17 protein-coding genes are annotated in these 20,221 nt (G+C 62.2%); 8 read left to right on the top strand and 9 right to left on the bottom strand.

Going from position 1 to position 20,221, the window contains the following annotated elements:
- The first annotated feature begins 5 nt into the window (after nt 1-5).
- Nucleotides 6-524 carry a hypothetical protein gene (locus VHO05_RS06960; RefSeq protein ID WP_329645881.1) on the top strand — a complete coding sequence of 173 codons (519 nt, stop codon included), beginning with the start codon at nt 6-8 and terminating at the stop codon, nt 522-524.
- Between the two features lie 15 nt (nt 525-539).
- Here VHO05_RS06960 and VHO05_RS06955 read toward each other — a convergent pair whose 3' ends face one another.
- Nucleotides 540-1,553 carry an SCO family protein gene (locus VHO05_RS06955; protein ID WP_329645880.1) on the bottom strand — a complete coding sequence of 338 codons (1,014 nt, stop codon included), beginning with the start codon at nt 1,551-1,553 and terminating at the stop codon, nt 540-542.
- Nucleotides 1,554-1,567: 14 nt separating this feature from the next.
- Nucleotides 1,568-3,850, bottom strand: a complete 2,283-nt coding sequence (locus VHO05_RS06950) for a multicopper oxidase family protein (protein WP_329645879.1) — start codon at nt 3,848-3,850, stop codon at nt 1,568-1,570.
- Between the two features lie 365 nt (nt 3,851-4,215).
- Here VHO05_RS06950 and gspD point away from each other — a divergent pair, with 365 nt between their 5' ends.
- Together gspD and VHO05_RS06940 are read left to right on the top strand one after the other, a co-directional pair.
- Entirely contained in the window at nt 4,216-6,507 is a 2,292-nt protein-coding gene (gene gspD, locus VHO05_RS06945; RefSeq protein ID WP_329645878.1) for a type II secretion system secretin GspD, read from the top strand.
- A 17-nt stretch (nt 6,508-6,524) separates the two neighbouring features.
- Complete coding sequence (locus VHO05_RS06940) at nt 6,525-7,463, top strand: hypothetical protein (protein ID WP_329645877.1); 939 nt, start codon at nt 6,525-6,527, stop codon at nt 7,461-7,463.
- A gap of 8 nt (nt 7,464-7,471) precedes the next feature.
- Here the strand turns inward: VHO05_RS06940 and VHO05_RS06935 are convergent, their stop codons facing one another.
- The gene (locus VHO05_RS06935; protein WP_329645876.1) at nt 7,472-7,765 is read right to left on the bottom strand and encodes a hypothetical protein; all 294 of its coding nucleotides are present in this window, start codon (nt 7,763-7,765) and stop codon (nt 7,472-7,474) included.
- Between the two features lie 73 nt (nt 7,766-7,838).
- Here VHO05_RS06935 and VHO05_RS06930 point away from each other — a divergent pair, with 73 nt between their 5' ends.
- The gene (locus tag VHO05_RS06930; RefSeq protein ID WP_329645875.1) at nt 7,839-8,384 is read left to right on the top strand and encodes an A24 family peptidase; all 546 of its coding nucleotides are present in this window, start codon (nt 7,839-7,841) and stop codon (nt 8,382-8,384) included.
- 20 nt (nt 8,385-8,404) lie between these two features.
- Here the strand turns inward: VHO05_RS06930 and gspG are convergent, their stop codons facing one another.
- The 6 genes from gspG to VHO05_RS06900 form a co-directional block, all read right to left on the bottom strand.
- Complete coding sequence (gspG, locus tag VHO05_RS06925; RefSeq protein WP_329645874.1) at nt 8,405-8,866, bottom strand: type II secretion system major pseudopilin GspG; 462 nt, start codon at nt 8,864-8,866, stop codon at nt 8,405-8,407.
- A gap of 141 nt (nt 8,867-9,007) precedes the next feature.
- A complete protein-coding gene (locus VHO05_RS06920; RefSeq protein WP_329645873.1) occupies nt 9,008-10,903 on the bottom strand; it encodes a sulfatase-like hydrolase/transferase in 1,896 nt (631 codons plus the stop codon).
- 91 nt (nt 10,904-10,994) lie between these two features.
- Nucleotides 10,995-11,972: a cation diffusion facilitator family transporter gene (locus tag VHO05_RS06915; protein ID WP_329645872.1), complete on the bottom strand. Its 978-nt coding sequence runs from the start codon at nt 11,970-11,972 to the stop codon at nt 10,995-10,997.
- A 62-nt stretch (nt 11,973-12,034) separates the two neighbouring features.
- On the bottom strand, nt 12,035-14,305 hold the full coding sequence (locus VHO05_RS06910) for an NADP-dependent malic enzyme (RefSeq protein ID WP_329645871.1): 2,271 nt from the start codon (nt 14,303-14,305) through the stop codon (nt 12,035-12,037).
- Between the two features lie 138 nt (nt 14,306-14,443).
- Complete coding sequence (locus VHO05_RS06905) at nt 14,444-14,896, bottom strand: hypothetical protein (RefSeq protein ID WP_329645870.1); 453 nt, start codon at nt 14,894-14,896, stop codon at nt 14,444-14,446.
- 179 nt (nt 14,897-15,075) lie between these two features.
- A complete protein-coding gene (locus tag VHO05_RS06900) occupies nt 15,076-16,506 on the bottom strand; it encodes a TadE/TadG family type IV pilus assembly protein (RefSeq protein WP_329645869.1) in 1,431 nt (476 codons plus the stop codon).
- A 387-nt stretch (nt 16,507-16,893) separates the two neighbouring features.
- Here VHO05_RS06900 and VHO05_RS06895 point away from each other — a divergent pair, with 387 nt between their 5' ends.
- The 4 genes from VHO05_RS06895 to VHO05_RS06880 all read left to right on the top strand — a co-directional run.
- Nucleotides 16,894-17,799, top strand: a complete 906-nt coding sequence (locus VHO05_RS06895; RefSeq protein ID WP_329645868.1) for a LysR family transcriptional regulator — start codon at nt 16,894-16,896, stop codon at nt 17,797-17,799.
- Nucleotides 17,800-17,920: 121 nt separating this feature from the next.
- Entirely contained in the window at nt 17,921-18,394 is a 474-nt protein-coding gene (locus VHO05_RS06890) for a formate dehydrogenase subunit gamma (protein WP_329645867.1), read from the top strand.
- Complete coding sequence (locus VHO05_RS06885) at nt 18,391-19,971, top strand: NADH-ubiquinone oxidoreductase-F iron-sulfur binding region domain-containing protein (protein ID WP_329645866.1); 1,581 nt, start codon at nt 18,391-18,393, stop codon at nt 19,969-19,971. Before VHO05_RS06890 ends, VHO05_RS06885 begins: the two co-directional genes overlap by 4 nt.
- Before the next feature lie 4 nt (nt 19,972-19,975).
- Nucleotides 19,976-20,221, top strand: a 246-nt coding sequence (locus VHO05_RS06880; protein ID WP_329645865.1) for a 2Fe-2S iron-sulfur cluster-binding protein, incomplete at its 3' end; no start/stop codon positions are given.

The raw sequence follows: 20,221 nt of genomic DNA, 5'->3' as shown, positions 1-20,221 counted from the left end.
GCACATTGGCACACAGGGTCCTGATTGCGGCGCTCCTTTCGGGTACGGCTGCGCTGGTCGTCGTAAACTGGCAGCTTTTGACGACGAGCCTCGATATCTCCCCAAAGACCGACAACGCGACAAGCGAAACAGAACAGCCGCCCTCCGCAGGTGGGGCGGTCGCGCCCGTGGCGCCCCTGACAACGAAGGACGTTCTAGTCGAAACGCTTGAGCGGCCCGTGTTCAATATGTCCCGGCGGCCCGACGCTGCTGAACCATCGAGTCCAGCGGCGGCAAGTGCATTACCCGAAACGGACGATACCGCACTTAAACTCGTCGGGATGATGCAGTGGGGAGGAAATCGCCGTGCGCTGATCCGCGTGTCCGGCGAACCCTATGCGCGATGGATTGAGATTGGTGGCCATGTAAACGGATGGAAACTCCGGGCCATCGAAGGAGATTTCGTCGTGGTGGAGCAGAACGATCGCCAACAGCAGATCAAGCTTGCGATCAAGCAGGCGCAATCCGCGCCGGAGCAACAGTAGATCTCCGTTGCCAAGTCAGGGGCTGTGTACCGGATGCGGCTGGGAGCTGGCACCTGCCGCGGCCGTCGCGGCGTCACCCTTCGTGATAGTTTGGGAGTCGATGTAGGCGATCAGATCACGTGCATCGGTATCCGTCAGCCCCACTTCCGGCATCCGCAACCCGCGATATTGTTCGAGAAGAGCAAGCGCCGTTTGATCGCCCGCGCGGATCATCGCGCTGGGAGAAACGATGAATCGTACCAGCCAGTCCTGCGAACGCCGCTGTGTCACGCCAGCAAGATCGGGCCCGACGCGATCGCCGCCGCCGATGCTGTGACAAGCCGCGCACGTCTTAACGAACAGGGCGCGTCCCGGTGTATCGCCGAGCGGAGTCGGTGTTCCGTGCGTGTTGGATTGCGCGATGACCATAGATGGACGCGCGCGCTCTTCGGGATCCATGCGCAGGATCGTATGCGTGAGGTGATCCGTGTCGGAAAAAATGGAGTCGCGGCTCCACTCGCCGGTCGCGTCATTGCCCAAAACGACATCCGTGCGGTGATCCGCCAGTGTCTTTCCGCGATCGCCAAGTTTGTAGCGGATGAGGTCGATGTCGTCGGCCGCGCCGGTCAGGAAAAGCCAGCCTGGCCCGGTGTAAAAGGTATCGGCATACTTCTTCAAAACCTCTGGACCATCGATCACGGGATCAAGAGTAATCGAGTAGAAGAAGATGTCCTTGCCCACCCGCGCGCCGAGGCGATCGCGAACCAAGGCAAGACGTGCGGTGCCGAGCGAACAAAGATCTTTGCAGCTCGTATAGATGAAATTGATGACGACGATCTTGCCCTTGAGAAGATCGTCGTAGAGCCGCAACCGGCGGCCATCATGAGTCACGACCTCGGTGTTGGTGAAATAGGCTTCGTCCCAGGTGCGCGACGAAGCCGGAGCCGAACGGATCGAATTATGTTGCAAGAGAATGTAGGCCGCAGTGGCTCCTACGAGGAGAGACAACACTCCGATGAGAGTAACCGCACGCACCAAAGAGACTTTCATTGCGGGTCGCTCAGCTAACTGCTGGTTCTCCTGCGTGGGTCACCCTCAGGAAGAATTTCCGGCGTCATGAATGTTACGCCGTCTTCCGTGGGGATCGGAGTGGGCGAGATAGCGAGTTGCGGCTCGCCGTTGTCGGAGATGAGCTGATAGCGCATCAGCATCGCGAAGTCCTCGTGCACGGTGTTGTGGCAATGCTGGACATAGGCGCCCCCGAATTCACCGAACTGAACCTGGAAGGTGACCGTGCCATTGCCGGGCAAACGCCAGACATCCTTGCGGACGAGATTTTCGTGGATGGGCGGAGTTCCGCCGTTACGCTTGATCGTGACGCCTTCCTCAAAATGCAGGTGGATGGGATGATCCCAGCCACCGCCGCCGTTGACGATGGTCCAGTGTTCGACCTCGCCCGGTTTCGGGATCAGCAGAGAGATGCGGTTGGCGTTGAGAGAGTTTTGAGTTTCGCCGTTGATGCGCACGACCCAGGGAAGGAACTCCTTGTCCTCGCAGCTCGGATTGCAATTCTTGGCGCGATTGAGGGCATCCTTCTTGAACTCGATTGTGCGTTTGCGCACCGGCGTGACAACGGGGATCTGCTCGGTGAGCGTAGACGGAACTTTGCTGTCGTCGCGGTCCGTCGCACGCAGCGTAAGCCCCGGCTGGTCGACGCTGGCTACTTCCGAAACGACGCGAAATTCCAGGCATGCTCCGACGGCGGGATCCTTGTCCTCGCCTTTGAGCGCGGTCGCGATCGAAACGGGATCGTCCGCCTTCTCGCCCGTCTTATGCATCAAAAGGTTGACGAGTTGGATCTTGTCGCCGGGTTTGAAACGGCTGAAGTCGATGACGATGTCGTAGCGCTCTGCCGGCCCCTGAATCGGCAACTCGTCGTTCATCTGATTGGAGTCGATCGGTCTGACGAGGAAGTTTCCATCATTGGCAATGAACGTGAAGCGGGCCTTCTTCTTGTCGGCAGGGGTGACAAGCGCGAGCTTGATGAAGCGTGACATACTGGCGTTCAGGAGACGGAAGCGATATTTCCGCGGAAGCACCTCGAAAAATGGTGCATAGGCGAAGTTCACCGCCATCACGTCGCCGAGATGCCCGAGCATGTCGAAGATGTCGAAGTAGAGCTGACCGTCTCTGTCGAACGACATGTCGCTGAACATCAGGTTGACGTCGAAATCGACGTTACCCCAATCGCGCACGTAGCCGCTCGGTAGTCGTAAGTTGCAATTGTACCGCTCGTCGAGCTGCTCGTTTCCGCGATCCGGCCCGCTGTAGTAGTTGATCATGCCGGCGTTGCCTTTGTAGACATTCTCCGCCGTGAAGAAGAAGCGATGATCGTGGAACCACATGGTTCCCTGCAGCTCGCGGAAATCACCCGGCACGAACGTCAGCCCGCCGGAGCCGTCGGGTCCCGATGCACGCGGTTCGGTTGCCTGCGTATTGATGCGATCGCGACGCGCAAGCGTGGTGCTGTAGCGATAGTCGTAGAACGTTCCCGGGAAGTGGAACGCGTTGCAGGCGCCGTCGCTTTCCGCGCCATTATGCGCATTGTGAAAATGGGTCGAGATTTCATTTCGCCCGAAGCCGCCATTGAGTGCCCGGTCCTTCGGGAGGTTGTTGTAAATCCGGACGAGAAGCGGCTCGCTGTAGCGCGCGCGGATGAGGGGAGGCGTCGGCGCGCCGCGCGCGTGGTGGCCGCTACCGAAGGTCCATACTTTGTTGGGTTTTTGGGCCTGAAAGTTGGGATGAAACTTGGTGTTGTCCTGCGCGTCGGCCATCGAAAGCACGTAGCCGACCTTCGGAAAATATTCGCGCCACCGTTGGTGCGCGAAGAAATCGCCCGGAGGACGGCCTTCGATGGGGCCGCGTCCGGTCAGGGGATTGACGAGGGAGGGATCGGGATTGTTCGTGGCGCTGAAATCCGTATGCCACGAGAGTTTCCTTGCATTCGGCTCGCCCATGCTGAGGGGAAAGCTCGCCTCCCAGTTCTCGTTCGTCAGCGGGATGGGCTGCTGCGTCTCCAGCCGGGGCATGCGCTGAGTGAATTTTTTGGCCCCGAAGAGAGGACTGCGCGGTGTGCCGGTCGGTACGGCGCCGAATGCACTTCGGGCGAACATGTTGAGGCCGTTCTTCATGGCCAGTGCGCCCGTGAACGTGAGCAGGCCCCACGCGACGAGTTCGCGGCGGCTCACCTGCCCCTGTGACAAGGCTTTGACGATTTCCAATCGATTTTCGCGGGCACGCTCCGCCTCACGCTGTCGCGCACGCGACGCGTCCTTGGGAATGTACATGTGCAATCCCCGACTAAACGGCCGATCGGCTCTGCGAGCCCGTTCTGAGATCTCAGGCGCGCAGGAATATTACGGCGCACAATTAGTATTACGTGCAAGCCTATCACGGGGGCAGTGTATCGGCATACAGACCAAGGTCCGATGGAGAGGGTGCCCAATAGACCTGTGGCACGCAGACCAGTGGGTATCCTCCGCGTGCCCCCCAGCTCGCCTCGACAGTCAGAGCCGAATCGCTGCTGCATCATTCGACCGCTGAATGTCCTTCCCGCTGCTCGAAAATTCGGCAGTGGGAAGAGTTCGTATTGCGGTGGGGGATAGGGAGAGTTTTGGGGCGCTCGGAGCAAAAGTTGTGCGGACGTTTTCCAGTGGTCACCGGGGCCATCGCCGCGGTGCTCAGCATCGTATTGTCCGCTTGCACCCTGCCGATGGAGCAACTTTCGTTGCCCTCGCCCATTACGCCGACGGAGACGGGCGCCATTCCGGCGCCGCCTGGCGGTGGTGCCCAGGGAAGCGCGCCCCTCGGTAGTCCGGGCGATCCGGCCGCAAGCCAGCCGCGCGCGTATCCAGGCTCCGGCAGCTTCGTCAATCCGGCCGGACCGCGCGAGCGGTCTGCGGTCGGTACTGTGACGGGCGAGGGCGTATCGCTCGACCTCGTCGATGCCAGCATTGCCGAAGCGGCCAGGGCGGTGCTTGGCGACGTCCTACACGTGACCTATGTCGTGAGCGACAAGCTCAAGGGCTCCATTACGCTCAAGACGGCAAATCCGGTCAGTCAGGACGCCCTGCTCGACGTTTTCGAATCCGTGCTCGAAACTGAGGGCGCTGCCATCGTCATTGACGGAGGCGTGTACAAGGTCCTCCCGCGCGACGAGGCCGTCGCAGCCGGGAAGCATCTCAAGATGCGAGCATCGCCGGCCCGGCGCGTGGCCGGCATGTCGTCGGAAATCGTACCGCTGACCTATGTCTCCGCGACGGAGATGGAGCGCATTCTCAAGTCCGTCGCGCCGCAGAGTACGATCGCGCGCGTGGACACGGCGCGCAACCTCTTGATCCTCACCGGAACCAAGGCGGAACTGGCGAGCCTCGTTGAGACGGTCGCCACGTTCGACGTTGACTGGCTGCGCGGGATGTCATTCGGGCTCTATCCCGTCGAGTCCGATACCGAGGCCATTGCCCAAGAGCTCGACACGATTTTCGCCAACGACCAGGAGAGCCCGACCAAGGGGATGGTCCGTTTCGTTCCGAATGCGCGGCTCAAGGCCATTCTCGTCATTTCATCCAAGCCGCAGTACCTGCAGAAGGCGGAGACGTGGATCAAGCGCATCGATATGGCCGGGCAGGCCACTGAAAAGCGCGCTTTTGTTTATCATGTTCAATACCGGCCAGTTCAGGAGCTGGCTCTGCTCCTTCAGAAGCTATACGGCCCGGAAGGCCAGGGCGACGCATCGGCTGACAATGGGGTTTCGGACCAGGCTCCCGGGTTTCCGGCCTCGCAGACCATCGTGTCTGACGATCAGTCCCTGTCGATACCGCCGCCGACGGTCGGCCAGCGCTCGACGGCCGGCACGCCTGGCGCATTTGCGGCACCTCTGATCGCCAGTGCCGGAGGAGCACCCGGCCCGCAGGCCGCGCCCCCTGGCGCCGCCGAAGCGCCCGACGGCGACGCGGCCGCAGAAGCTCAACCGGCCAATCGCTCCGGCATGCTCGCGCAGGCGCCCCCGAACGACCGCCAGACAGGGATATCCATCGTCGCGGATGACAGCAACAACTCGCTGATCATCTCCGCGACACCGGGCGAGATCCGTCGCATCAAGCAGGTTCTCGCCGAGGTCGACCGCTTGCCCTCGCAGGTGCTTCTGGAAGCCACGATCGCCGAGGTGACGCTCAACGACAATCTGCGGTTCGGCTTGCGCTGGTTCTTCGAATCCGGACGCAACGAATTTCGTCTGACGGACAGCGCGCTGGGTGCAATCGCGCCGGTCTTTCCGGGCTTCTCCTACTTCGTGAACGCGCCCAACGCGAAGATCGTGCTGAATGCGCTGGCGAACGTTACCAATGTCGACGTCGTGTCGTCGCCGTCGCTGATGGTGCTGAACAACAAGAAGGCGGTCCTGCAGATCGGTGACGAAGTCCCGGTCGCGACCCAATCCGCCGTCAGCGTGTTGACGCCCGATGCGCCCATAGTGAACGCGATCGCTTTCCGCAACACCGGCGTCATCCTGAACATCATTCCGCGCGTCGCGGAAGATGGACGCGTGCTGCTCGAGATCGAGCAGGAGGTGAGCGATGTCAAACCAACAACCTCATCCTCCATCGATTCTCCGACTATTCAGCAGCGTCGGATCAAGACGACCGTTGCCGTGCAGAACGGCGGCAGCGTGATGCTCGCGGGCCTGATGCAGGACCGGGCCAGCCGGGAGCGCAAGCAGGTTCCGCTGGCCGGCGACATTCCGCTCGTCGGCAATCTCTTCAAAGACAAGGACGACCGCATCCAGCGCACAGAGCTGTTAATCGCGATTACGCCCCATGTCGTGACAGACGACGGTCAGATGGGCAGGATTGCAGCGGAGTTTCGAGATCGGCTGAACCTGTCGACGCGGCCGCAGCGCGCGACACCGCCGGATCGCCGGGAGCAGGTTGATCGCATCGTCAGGTGAGAGCCGAGGTGGGATGAGTGCGGGAACGCGCGGAAGGAAACACCGCTGCAGGCAATGACCAGGGCTTCGTCCTGGTCGCCGTGCTTCTCGTCGCGCTCGTCCTTATCCTGGTTGCTGTCACGTTCACGTATGGCGTGAGAAGCCGCGTCAAATCCATCGCAAGCGCGGTGGACTCGGCCGAGGCTGAGGCGCTTGCCGACGCCGGCGTTCAGCTCGCGGTGATGGATCTGCAGGCGCGCCGCTCGGGTAGTAGCCAGACATCACGCTTTGCAGCCGGCTCCGCCGCCGTTGTTTGCGCCGCTCCTAGCCAAGCGGGCGTGATTGCGATCGAGGTTCGCGATGAAGCGGGCAAGATCGACCTCAACACCAACAACGAAGCGCTCTTGCTGGCGCTCGTCGTGGGCCTCGGCACGCCCATCGAGAAGGCGAGACCAATCGTCAGCCGCATCCTCGACTTCCGCGACGGCGACAGTCAGGCGAGGCCCGACGGTGCGGAGGCCGAAGACTACGCCGGTAGGGCTCCCCCGAAAAACCGGCCGTTCGATGCCGTGGAGGAGATCGAGCAGGTGCTCGCGATACCGCCAAAGCTTGTGCTTGAAATGCGTCCGTTCCTGACCGTGAATTCGGGAGCCGAAGGATTTGACCCGCTTCAGGCGCCGCCCGGCCTTCGCGACGTGATCGTGCGTGGAGCCGCCCTCACCTCCGAAACCGGGTTCGCATCGTCTTCCGCAGCGATGGGACAGTGGGAAGGCATCCCAACCTCATTCGTGTCCCGAAGCGAGGGGCGGGCAGTTTCGGTTCTCGCCACAGGTGCCGCGCGCGGCGGCGGCCGCTTCACGCGCTGGGCTATCCTCGAAGCACCGCAGGCTGGGCGGGGAGATTTCACGATCCGGCGCTGGATGCAGGCCCCGTCGTCTGTCGCCGCCGACTACAACGGAGAAAAGCCTCCCTGCTAGCGCGCGACCTATTTGAGAACGTAACCGGCCTCGGGAGGAGGCTCACCGAAGAATCCGATACCCGCTTGAGGCACGGCATCGCGCGCGCGTTCCTGGCAATAGCGGCGGCCGTTGATTTCTATGTAGCAATACCGACCACAGTACTCGCGGCCCCGGCGGTAATAGCAACCGCGTGCCTCGAGCGGTGCGACGGGCCCAGCCATGTAGCGCTGCTCTGAAAAGCGATCCATGCGCGGACCAGCCGTTGCGGGCTGCGCCTGCAACACGGACAAGGCAAACATCGGCAAGAGCATCTGGCGCATTGGGGCACCTGCTGCGTGGCGCACGATGCCTCTGGATACACGAGTCGCTCGCGCGGTGTGATACATTCGCCGGATGCCTCGCACTTGGGTTTTGATCAGCGCGTTTGTCGTCGTCTATCTCGCGATTACTCTGGTCGCGCGTGAGAGCTACGGCGTTGGTTTCGCTCAGATTGCCGCCGGAATGGCGCTGGGGCTTGCCTTAGTCGCCCTGTCCATCATCGATCTCCGCACCTGGCGCTTGCCCGACATCATAACCCTTCCGCTCTTGGCAGCCGGCCTCGTCGTTGCATGGCTCGTCGAGAACCGCGACGTCGTCACGGCCGCACTGGCCGCCCTCTTTGCAGTCGGCGCATTGGCAGGGCTGAATTGGATCTATTTGCAGGTGAGAGGGCGAAGTGGGCTTGGCTTCGGCGATGCAAAGCTCTTTGGCGCGGCTGGGGCGTGGGTCGGCTTCGAGGGGCTGGCGTCGACGCTGCTTCTCGCTTGCCTGACGGCGCTAGTTGCTGTCGCCGCTGCTGTTCTCTCGGGGCGAGAAGTGCAAGGATCGACGGCACTCCCGTTCGGACCGTTCCTATGTCTCGGCCTCTGGGCAACCTGGAACTTCGGCCCGCTCATATAGCGTCTAGCGCTGCTTGGGTTTCAGTTCGCGATGTCCTGGTCCTCGGCGGCGCCTCCAGGCGCATTGTCCCGCCCCAGGGTGAAGACCTCCGGCTGGCCGTTGCGTCCGGGGAATCGGTATTGATAGGGCTGGCCCCACGGATCGATCAGGCCGTCGGCGCGCTTGAGGTAGGGCCCGCGCCATTTCTTACTGCCCCCTGGAGCCGCAACGAGCGCGCGCAGGCCGCCCGACTGGGCACCTGGAAAGCCGCCCATATCCAAGGCATAGAGTTCGAGCGCCGTCGTGATTGATCCGATCTGGGCCTTGGCGGCTTCGCTGCGCGCCTGACCCATGTACCGAAGCACTTGCGGCGCCGCGATGCTGGCGAGCAGCACCACGATGCCGAGCACGACGAGAACCTCCAGGAGCGTGTAACCGCGATCGTCCCAAGCGGGACGGTGCATCGGCCGGCGTGCATCACGAGCGGATCGGAGCGAAGGCATCCGGAAGGGTCCGTAGGAGATTTCGGGAGTATCTTGCCGGCATAGCCACACTGCGCACAGGGCAAAGCGGCCCACGATCAGGTGAGGCTCGGGTCTGAAGCGGAATCAGACTTTGGTCTGATCGGACGTGCTGCGAGAGGGCTAAGCCTGACGGCAGCCGGTCTCGCCGGGGACTGGCCCGCTCTGGGGAACGAGGCGCTTGCGGGCGCACTGTTCCACCAAAAGCTCGCGAAGCTTGCTCTCGCGCGCCTTCCATTCGGGCTTTCCGGCGAGGTTTTCGAGCTCCATGGGATCGGCGGTGACGTTGTACATTTCGTACTCGCTCGGCGCGGGCACGGTCTTCACGCGTTCCTCGTAGATACGGCGCGACGTGCCATCCTCGTCGCCCTCGCGGCCCTTCGGCTTGTTGACCACGTCACGGACACCCTCGGCGCCCGGCGTGCCCGGCGCGCTCCAGTAGCGGGGGTGATCGAAGTAGCGTGAGTATTTCCAGATCTCGCCGTCGATGGCTGCGATCACCGTCTCGACGTGATTGGGCTGTGCGACGGAGTCGTAGCTGACGCCAATGAAGTTCTTTTGATCGAGGCCGCGGCTCGGATCGTCGTCCGTCATGAAGTAGATCGGCTCGGCGAGCTTATCGGCGGCAGCTTCACCGCTGATCAGCGACGAGAGATCCCGCCCGACAAGGGGGAGCGGGTCGGTGAAACCGGGAGCAATCGCATCACGGATGGCGTTGTGATCCACGCCGGCAAGGCCGAGCAGGGTTGGCGCGATGTCGATATGGCTCGTCGGAATAGGCACGGAACGCGCGCCGGTCTGCCCCGGTAACACGACGACCATCGGAACATGCACGGCCTCCTCGTAGGCCATGTACCATTTCTGATGCAGCCCGCCGTGCGCGCCGAGAAGATCGCCGTGATCGGATGTGAACACGACAATGGTGTTGTCGGCGAACGGCGACTCGTCGAGCGCCCGGAGGACTTCACCGAGATGACGGTCCACATCGGCATGCAGGCGATAGTAAAGGCGGTAGTACTCGCGGCTCGCGAAGCTCGGCTGCATGAAGGAGCTGTAGGCATCCCGGTATGACTTCTGGCAGGACGGCTTATCGTCGAGCTGCTCGAGGCGGGAACGCCCGAACAGGCTCCGGTCGAAAGGCTCCTCGGGAACGTAGTCCGGCACGCTGAAGTCGTAGCGGCCTTGAAGGTCGGCAGCGAGGTTTGAGTAGAAGCCCCAGAGCGCGATGTCGTGTGGGTTTGTGAACGACGCCATCAGGAACCACGGGCGCCCGTCGTTCGACGCGCCGAGATCCTTGATCAGCTTCACAGCCTGCGCGGCGATGGCGGGGTCTCGGCCTTGCTTGCCGGCAGCGGCCGAGGATCCGGATCGGAGCGGATCGGACCCATGCGGCTCAGGGCCGATCCATCCGGAAAACCCGTACGGATCGAGCGGGTCCGCCTTCAGGTAGACGTCCTCCTTAGTGGGATCCGTCACGCCGTCCGCGTTGTAACTTGTGATGACTTCGCTTGTCCCGGGCACCCTGAGGTCGGCTTCCGTTGCGTGCCACTTGCCCTTCCAGAAGGTGCGGTATCCCGCTTCGCGCAGATAGTGCCCGATGGTGGGCACCGAGCCGGGCAGCAACCAATGCATGTCGGGATCGTCGGCGGCTTTTGCCGCGCCGTCCGTGTTGGCAACGCCGTGCAGCGAGGGATAGTGTCCGGTGTAGAGCGACGTCCGGCTCGGCACGCAGGCGACAGAGGCCACATAGTGCCGCTCGAACGTCACGCCCTTCTGCGCGAGCTTGCCCTGGGCCGGAAGATGCGTGGCGCGGAACTGCTTGAGCGCGGCGCTTTCATAAGGTGTGGGGTAGCGCTGCTCGTCCACCAGGAGAAACAGGATATTGGGCTTGCTGTCCGGCAAAGGGGCTTTCGTCGTAGCCGCCTGAGCTGCTGGAATATCGAGCCCTGCGGCGCCCGCGGCCCCCGCCAGGCCAAGCTTGAGCGCACTCCGTCGCGTTAACCCCGCGTTGTCCGCCATACTGCTCCTCGAACGCGCCCTCCGCCCCGCACATGAGGCGAGTGAGTATTACGGGGCGGGTTGTCACGCGCAATAAGTAAGGACGCGGAGGTCAATGAGACTGTGGACTTTCGGGCACGTCGTGGCAAGGCGCCCGTCCGTCGGCGCAGCTTTCGAACTCGAGCTCGACCGTGGCGTGGTCGACCCCGTATTGCGACCGTAGGACGTTCTTGATCTCGGGCACAATTCCGTCCGGTCTTGGAAGAGTGGCAACGCGGGCGTGCAGGGTAACAACCGGCCTGTCCTGGCTGAGGGACCAGACGTGGACGTGGTGCACGTCGAGCACAGATGGTACGGCGGCCTTGATATCGGCCCCGATCTTTGCAGGGTCGATCCCTGGCGGAGTTCCCTCGAGCAGAATGTGGGCGCTTTCGCGGACAATCCGCCAAGCCGATCCCAGGATGAGAACGGCGACGAGCACCGACAGGATGGGATCGATGGGCATCCATCCCGTCAGCAGGATGACGACAGCGGCCACGATGGCCCCGATGGAGCCGAGCAGATCACCCGCAACATGCATAACCGCGGCCCGGACATTGAGATTGTCGTGATCGCCCCCTTGTAGCAGCCAGAAGGCGAACACGTTGACCGCCAAGCCCGCCAGCGCCACCCACAGCATGATGCCGCCGAGCACCGGAGACGGCGCATTGATGCGATGAATAGCTTCCAGCACGATCCAGCCCGCGATGACGAACAGCGCCAAGCCGTTGGCAAAGGCGACTAGGATGCCGAACCGGTCGTAGCCGTAGGAGCGCTTCCAGTCGGCAGGGCGGCGCGCGAGGCGGAATCCGACCCAAGCGAGCAGCAAACCCGCACAGTCTGTGAGCATATGACCGGCGTCCGCGATCAGTGCCAACGAACCGGAAACAAGTCCGCCGGCCAGCTCCGCCAGCATGAAGACGCCGGTCAGCAGGGCCGCGTATCCGATGCGACGCTCGGACGCGCCGGCGCCGTGAGCATGTCCGTGACCGCCGCCGTGGTCGTGACCATCGTCGTGGCGGTGCGCCGGGCCGTGTGAATGCGTGTGCATGAGGTGCAAGGTCACCTCATCGGGCAGAAGTTTCAAGAGGCTGACGTGGCGGTCGAGACCCCTCAGCCGCCGAAATCGTAGGCGGCTAGTGCCGCGAGATTGAGGATATCCGCGTCCTTCGCCCCGAGCGTCGAGATCTGCACGCTCTTGGAGAGACCGACAAGAAGAGGCCCAATCAGCGTCGCGCCACCCAGCTCCTTGAGCATCTTGGTGGCGATCGACGCCGCGTGGAACGCCGGCATGACGAGCACGTTGGCCGGACCGGAGAGCCGGCAGAAGGGGTAGAGCTTCAAGAGGTCCTGCGAGAGGGCCACATCCGCGGCAATATCGCCGTCGAACTCGAAATCGACACCCCGCTCGGCCAGGATAGAAACGGCTTCGCGCACCTGATCGGAGCGCTCGCTTTGAGGTTGTCCGAAGGTCGAATAGGTCAGCAGCGCAACGCGCGGATCCATGCCGAACTTGCGCGCCGCATTCGCGGCCTCGACGGCGATGTTGGCCAGCTCTTGCGCAGTCGGCATGTCGTGGACGTTGGTATCGGCGACCAGCACGCCGCGCCCGCGGCACAACGCAAGGCTGACACCGATCACATGCCGTCCCGGCTCGGGATCGATGACACGCCGCACGTCCTGGAAGACGCCCGTCCAGTTCCGGGTCACGCCCGCCACCATGCAGTCAGCGATACCATGCGCAACGAGCAGCGCCGCGAACACGTTGCGCTCGTTCATCACCTGCCGCACGCAGTCGCGCTTGAGGAACCCGCGCCGTTGAAGGCGTGAATAGAGGAACTCGGCAAACTCCTCGGTGTAGGGCGAGTGGCGGTTGTCGATGATTTCGAATTCGTCGCGGAGACGGATCCCTGCCTCCTTGAAGCGCGCGCGGATCGCATCCGGGGCGCCGACCAAAACCGGCACGCCGAGGCCTTGTGCGAAGTAGCTGTTTGCCGCCCGGATGGCGCCGGGATCGTCACCTTCCGCGAATACGATGCGTTTGGGCTCCGCCCGTACGCGCTCGAAGATCGATTGCAGCCATGTGGACACCGGGTCGAGCCGCCCTGTGAGCCGCGACACATAACCTTCCATGTCGACGATCGGCCGGCGCGCAACACCGGAATCCATGGCGGCTTGCGCTACGGCCGGAGATACGCGGCTGATCAGGCGTGGGTCGAACGGCGCCGGAATGATGTACTCGCGTCCGTAGGTCGGGCGGCGCCCCAGAAAGGCCGCCATCACCACGTCGGGCACATCCTCGCGCGCAAGCTCGGCCAAGGCCCGCGCGGCCGCGATCTTCATCTCGTCGTTGATGGTGCGCGCCTGCACATCGAGTGCGCCACGGAAGATGAATGGGAACCCGAGCACATTGTTGACCTGGTTCGGGTAGTCGGAGCGACCTGTGGCAACGATGGCGTCCTCACGAACGGCATGGACTTCCTCGGGCGTGATCTCGGGGTCGGGATTGGCCATGGCGAAGATGATCGGCTTCGCAGCCATCGAACGCACCATGTCTTGCGTCACCGCGCCCTTTGCGGAGAGACCGAAGAAGGCATCCGCGCCTTCGAGCGCCTCGGCCAGCGTGCGCGCCTTCGTCGTTGACGCGTAGGTCGACTTCCACTGATTCATGCCGGATTTGCGGCCCTGGTAGATCACACCCTTGGTGTCACAAAGAACGACATTGGACTTGGGCATCCCGAGCGCACACATCAGCTCGATGCAGGCGATGCCAGCAGCTCCCGCGCCGTTCACGACCAGGCGGAAGTTGGCGATGTCGCGCCCCGTCAGATCGAGCGCATTGATCATGCCCGCCGCCGCGATGATGGCCGTTCCGTGCTGATCGTCGTGGAAGACCGGAATGTCGAGCAGCTCTTTGAGCCGTTCCTCGATGATGAAGCAGTCGGGCGCCTTGATGTCCTCGAGATTGATGCCCCCGAACGTCGGGCCAAGGTAGCGTACGCAGTTGATGAAGGCGTCCACGTCTTCTGTGTCGACCAGCAGATCCAGCGCGTCGATGTCGGCGAAGCGCTTGAACAACGCGCCTTTGCCCTCCATCACCGGCTTGGCGGCAAGGGCGCCAAGATTGCCAAGGCCGAGAATGGCCGTCCCGTTCGAGACGACAGCCACGAGGTTGCCCTTGTTCGTGTAGTCGTAGGCGAGGGAGGGGTTTTCCGCGATTGCCTCGACGGGGGCCGCCACGCCGGGCGAATAGGCAAGGGCGAGGTCGCGTTGCGTCACGAGCGGCTTGGTGGGCGTAATCTCGAGTTTGCCCGGCTTGCCCTGAGCGTGAAACTGGAGAGCTTCCTGGGTCGTAACGCGCGTGCGCTGGGATGTGCTGGCCATGGGGCGCCGATTGGATGGGGTGATGTGAGGGCGCTCACCCTAGGGGGCCCGGCTGGGAGGAACAACCTCGCTGACCTGAGACTTTTGGCTGAGACACAACGGCAGTTGCCTCAACCATTGTGACGCCAAGGCCAAGAGCTACTCCACGATCTGAACCGAGAACGTCCGCTGCGTGACGTCACCGCCCAACTCGGCCTCAATCGAGAAGGTGTCGGCCCCTGTTTCTCCCTTTCGCGCAGTGTAATAGATGCCCGTCCCGCTGACCTTTGCGCCGATACACGTACCGGACGCGCTCGTATTGACCGTCGTCTCCTGGCCCGGCTCGAATGACACTTCGCCCTTGGCCGGCGGTTGCGTCACCTTGATGTTGGGAGCCGGAAGGCTTTCACATTTGGCGCCGAACCCTGCCATGACGAAGACCCGGGCCCGGCGTCCGGCTACGACGGGATTGCGGCGCACCCCGTCCCCGGCGCCTTCGGAGGCGAGGGGGGGAGCGGAGGTGTCGCTCGGCGGGCTGGACGAAGAGCACGCCGTGGTCGCGAAAGCGACCAGAGCGAGACAAGCCGCGAGCCGAGCGTCATGTGAAGTCAAGGCATGAACCCCTAAATGCCGCCATCCTGCGCGGGGCCGGCACTCTGCCATGGCGGCGCGGGTCGATCACCTGTCAAACGCGAGCCTGTGGAGAACCCCGATAGGCCAATAAAAGCAAAACGCGCCGGATTCGTGGATCCGGCGCGCGGTTGGTGAGGCTTGATCGTCGCTGAGGGGGATCACTGCGTCAGATAGAGCTGGTTGATCTTGAGTGCGATGTCGCGAAACGCCTGCTGCAGCTCGGCGCCGCTATCGGGCGTGTAGGCCATCGAAGAGTTTGTCGCGCACTGTTTGAGCGTCGTGATCGCCGTCGCATTCGATCCGAGCGCGAAGCCAACCGTGTAGACGGTGATGCCTTTCGCCTTCATGGCCGTGCAAACCGCGCGGGCCTGGGTGGTCGAGTCTGAATTGGCGGCGGAGCCGGCACCCCGATCGTTCGTGCTGACGCCATTGACGTCATACTGAAGATTGTATTCGCCGTCTGTCATGAGGATCGCAATCTTCCGCGGTCCGCTGCCGTACGCAGACGCGGCCGCAGAGGTTGCCCAAAGAGAGTTCCAGTTGGGCGAGAGCGTATACCAAGCCCACGCGGTGCCGATCTGGCCAGCGGTCGCGCCGGAAAGCACCAAATTATCAATCCGATTTTTGAGAAGCACTTTGTCGTTTGTCAAAGGCACCAACTCGTCAGCGGCCGGCAGGCCGCAGGTTCCATAGGACTTGCCGTTGACGAGTTTCACATTGTCGTCGTTGAAGAGCGTCATCACGTAGTTGCCTGAGCCGGGTGCAGCATCCGTGTATTTGTTTGTGCCAGTCCGTTCGACGACACAATCTGTCGGATAATAGGTGTACGTCGTCGTTTTGCCACGCGATGTGTATTTCAGGTCAACCTTGTCCATTGGCGTTCCGCGGGCCTTGGCGTTTGCCGAGGAAGGAAGGCGTACGCCTTCGGCAAACGGGACAATTGCAACCCGCACCGGGTTGTAATTCGAGGAGTCGGAAATCACGATTGCAACGAGGTCATTGGCCGCCTTCTTGAGATCGGTGATCTTCGAGCCGCCCATCGAGCCTGTGACGTCGAGCATCATCGAGATCTCGACCGCATCGTTTGCTTTGCCGCCGGCACGAAGAAGGGCCTTGGAGGGAACCGCTATCCGCAACTTCGGGACATGGGCAAAGTTCAGGAATGTGGTCTGGAGGTAAGCGCTGCCGCTGGCGGCGAAGGCGGTGCCGTTGTCGACCGCGTCGAAGGCGATCGTGTCATCGACCACACCGGAACGGCCTTTCGTATTTTCTAGGTAATATTTTTGAGCGGCGGCACGCGCACCGGCCACGTCCTTCTCGTTGAGCTGCAGCATGCGAGCGCCCGCGAGCACCGCGGCATCCGCGGCGGCGGTGGTCTGATGCTGGGCGTTGAGCCAGCGGCCAATATCGACGGCTCCGCCCACGAAAAGACAAAGGGCCACGAGGATCAGCGCAAACATGATCGCGATGCTGCCACTGGTCTCATCGGCGAAACGGCGGACCATGGCCTTGCGTTCGACGACTGCGCAGGCGCCATTGGCATAGGCCTTTTGCGATCTAGCCATGAGCGAATAGAGGTACGAGGCCATAAACGCGGCTCCTGAACTGACTTTGTGCCACGATTGGTCCAGACCCTCTTACAACTCGTAAATTCCCCCGTCCTTGGGTCCGATGGAGGTCGCGATTTGAAGCGGAGGGTAAACGGCGCCTCAATGGATCGTATAAAATTCTCTTATTCTGAAGGCGGAGCAACGACTTAATGAGACTTTACAGCTATCATGCATCAGGATGTGCCTTGGGAGGCCACCAATTGTGCTCCCTTCGTCGCCCGTGTGCCGCCGAACGCCGTCGTCTATAATTGAGACAGGAACTGCACATGCGTTGGGATCAAATTCGGCCGCGAGCCTATTCGAAGACAAGCGCCGTGGTTTTTGGCGGGAAGCGTCAAGAGCGCTGGAACGGTATCCCTAAGAACCATGATTGATAACAAGCTCGAACTGCTCCTAGCACTGGCCCGCGAACGCCACTTCGGACGTGCCGCAGATTCGATGGGCGTGACCCAGCCGACATTGTCTTCGGCTCTGAAGAGCCTCGAGGATCAGTATGGCGTTCTAATCGTCGAGCGCGGTTCGCGCTTCCGCTGCTTCACGCCCGAAGGCGAGCGAATTCTGGACTGGGCCCGCCGCATCGTCGCTGACGTGCGCGCCATGCGTCAGGAAATCGATGCCCTCAAGAAGGGCCTGACTGGGCATCTGAAGCTCGCAGTTATCCCGACTGCGCTACCGTTTTTGACGGAGCTCACCGTCCCGATGCGTCGGAAATATCCCGACGTAAATCTGACAGTCCTGTCGATGACGTCCGACTCAATACTGGCCCGGCTCGAAAACCTTGAGGCCGATATCGGCATTTCCTACGTCGATGCGGAACCGCCGCCGCGGTTCGAAGCCATTCGCATCTACGACGAGCAGTACGTGCTCCTGGTCGCGCCCGAAAGTCCGCTGGCCAAGCGGGAGCAGGTGACCTGGGCCGAAGCCGGGGAACTGCCGCTGTGTCTCTTGACCCCGGACATGCAGAACCGTCGACTGATCGACCGCCACTTGGAAGAGGCGGGGGTCAAGCAGATCCCCACGCTCGAGAGCAACTCGATGCTGGTCCTCTATGCCCACGTCCGATCAGGGGAGTGGGCCAGCATCCTGCCGTCCCGGCTTGCGGAGACGCTGGACCGGCCGAGCCGCTTGAAGGCGATTTCGCTCGTAAAACCAACAGTTACTCACAAGATTGGTCTGATCGTTACCAAACGAGAGCCCCATTCGCCCTTGGTCGCGGCGTTCATTGCCCATGCGAAGCGCATAGGCAACCCGATAGCCGCCGAGGTCGGTTGAGGTGGTCCTGGGTCAGTGTGTTGATAGAGGCGATCTATCAACGCACGAAACTGCGCTATTGATTATGCAGCCGCCGGCAGGTGAACTACTTTCAAATAACTATAAAGAAGTGAGGAAACCCATGAGCCGCTTCGAACCGTGGAGCGAAGAGCGCACGGTTGAGATTGTCGCTGACCATAACGCGTTGGAAGGGCCCCTCATGCCCATTCTACACGCCGTTCAGCATGTCTTCGGGCACGTACCTGAAGAAGCGATTCCAGTGCTGGCACGGGAACTTAACCTCTCTCGCGCCGAAGTGCACGGCGTCGTGACCTTCTATCATGACTATCGCCGCGAGCTGCCCGGAAAGCACATCTTGAAGTTGTGCCGCGCTGAAGCCTGTCAGTCGATGGGCTGTGAGCGTTTGGTTGAGCGCGCCGAATCGAAACTTGGAGTGGAGTGCGGCAATACAACTTCTGACGGCCGAGTGACGCTGGAAGCGGTGTACTGCCTCGGCCTTTGTGCCACCGGGCCTTCGGCCATGATCGACGGCCGCGTTGTCGGGCGTCTCGACAACAACCGGCTTGATCAGCTTTTGAAAGAGGCCCAGGCATGACGCTTCGCGTATTTGTTCCGCGCGACGCGGCCGCCGTTGCCGTCGGCGCCGATGAAGTCGCTGCTTCTCTTGCCGCTGCCGCCAAGAAGGCCGGCGCCAAAGTTCAGATCGTTCGCAACGGCTCGCGCGGCATGTTGTGGCTGGAGCCGCTCGTCGAGATCGAGCGCGAAGGCGTTCGTTATGGCTTCGGTCCGGTAGCGCCCTCCGACGTGGACAGCCTGGTCAAGGCCGGCATCTTCGAAGGAAAGCCCGTTGCCTCCATCAAGCATCCGCTTGCGATCGGCGTGGTAGACGAGCACCGTTACATGAAGCGTCAGACGCGTCTGACCTTCGCACGCTGCGGCATCACCGATCCCGTTTCTCTCGACGATTATCGCGCACACGACGGCTACAAAGGTCTCGAGCGCGCCCTTGAGATGAAGCCGATCGAAATCGTGGAAGAAGTCACGAAGTCCGGCCTGCGCGGGCGGGGCGGCGCTGGCTTCCCGACCGGTATCAAGTGGAAGACCGTCCACGACACGCCCATGGGGCAGCAGAAGTACATCGTCTGCAATGCCGACGAAGGCGACAGCGGCACCTTTGCCGACCGCATGATCATGGAAGGTGACCCCTTCCTGCTCGTTGAGGGTATGACGATCGCCGGCATCGCCGTGGGAGCCACGCGCGGCTATGTCTATCTGCGCTCCGAATATCCGCACGCGCAGATCGCGTTGAATCAAGCCATCGCGGCCGCCAAGAAAGCTGGCTTCCTCGGGCAAGGCATCTGCGGCACCAAGCACGCGTTCGAGCTTGAAGTCCGGATGGGTGCAGGCGCTTACGTGTGCGGCGAGGAAACGTCGCTCCTGGAAAGCCTCGAGGGCAAGCGCGGTCTCGTGCGCGCAAAGCCCCCGCTGCCTGCCCATAAGGGTTTGTTTGGGCAGCCGACCGTCATCAACAACGTGCTGTCGCTCTGCGCCGTGCCGTACGTCCTGGCCGAAGGCGCGAAGGCCTACTTTGATTACGGCATGGGCCGCTCGCGCGGAACGATGCCGATCCAGTTGGCTGGCAATCTCAAGTACGGCGGCCTTTTTGAAACGGCGTTCGGCATCACCCTCGGTGAGCTGATCGACGACATCGGCGGGGGCACTGTCACGGGGCGGCCGGTCAAGGCCGTTCAGGTTGGCGGTCCGCTCGGCGCCTACTTCCCGCGCGCGCTGTTCGATACGCCGTTTGACTACGAAGCCTTCGCCGCAAGAGATGGCCTCATCGGACACGCGGGTGTCGTGGTGTTCGACGAAACTGCGAACATGGCGAAACAGGCTCGGTTTGCGTTCGACTTCTGCGCCATCGAGAGTTGCGGCAAGTGCACGCCGTGCCGCATTGGCTCGACGCGCGGTCGCGAGACGATGGACAAGGTCATGGCTGGTCAGGACACAGCCAAGAACCTCGCCGTCATCGAGGACCTGTGTAACACGATGAAGTTTGGATCCCTTTGCGCTTTGGGTGGGTTCACCCCATATCCCGTTATGAGCGCGTTGACACATTTCCCCGAAGATTTCGGGCGGCCTGCGCGGAAGCTGGCCGAGGCAGCGGAGTAGCACGATGGCCCTTATCAAGGAAACCGACTACGGCACACCGGTGTCGAAATCCGAGAAGATGGTGACGCTCACCATCGACGGCGTTGATGTGACGGTGCCGGAAGGCACGTCGATCATGCGCGCAGCCATGGAGATAGGCACAACCATCCCCAAGCTCTGCGCCACCGATATGCTGGAGAGCTTCGGCTCCTGCCGCCTCTGCCTCGTCGAAATCGAAGGGCGCAACGGCACTCCGGCCTCCTGCACGACG

Source organism: Hyphomicrobium sp., assembly GCF_036262015.1.
Taxonomy (GTDB): Bacteria; Pseudomonadota; Alphaproteobacteria; order Rhizobiales; family Hyphomicrobiaceae; genus Hyphomicrobium_C.
Note: the sequence above shows the minus strand (reverse complement) of the source record. Positions and strands in the feature narration are given on the sequence as shown.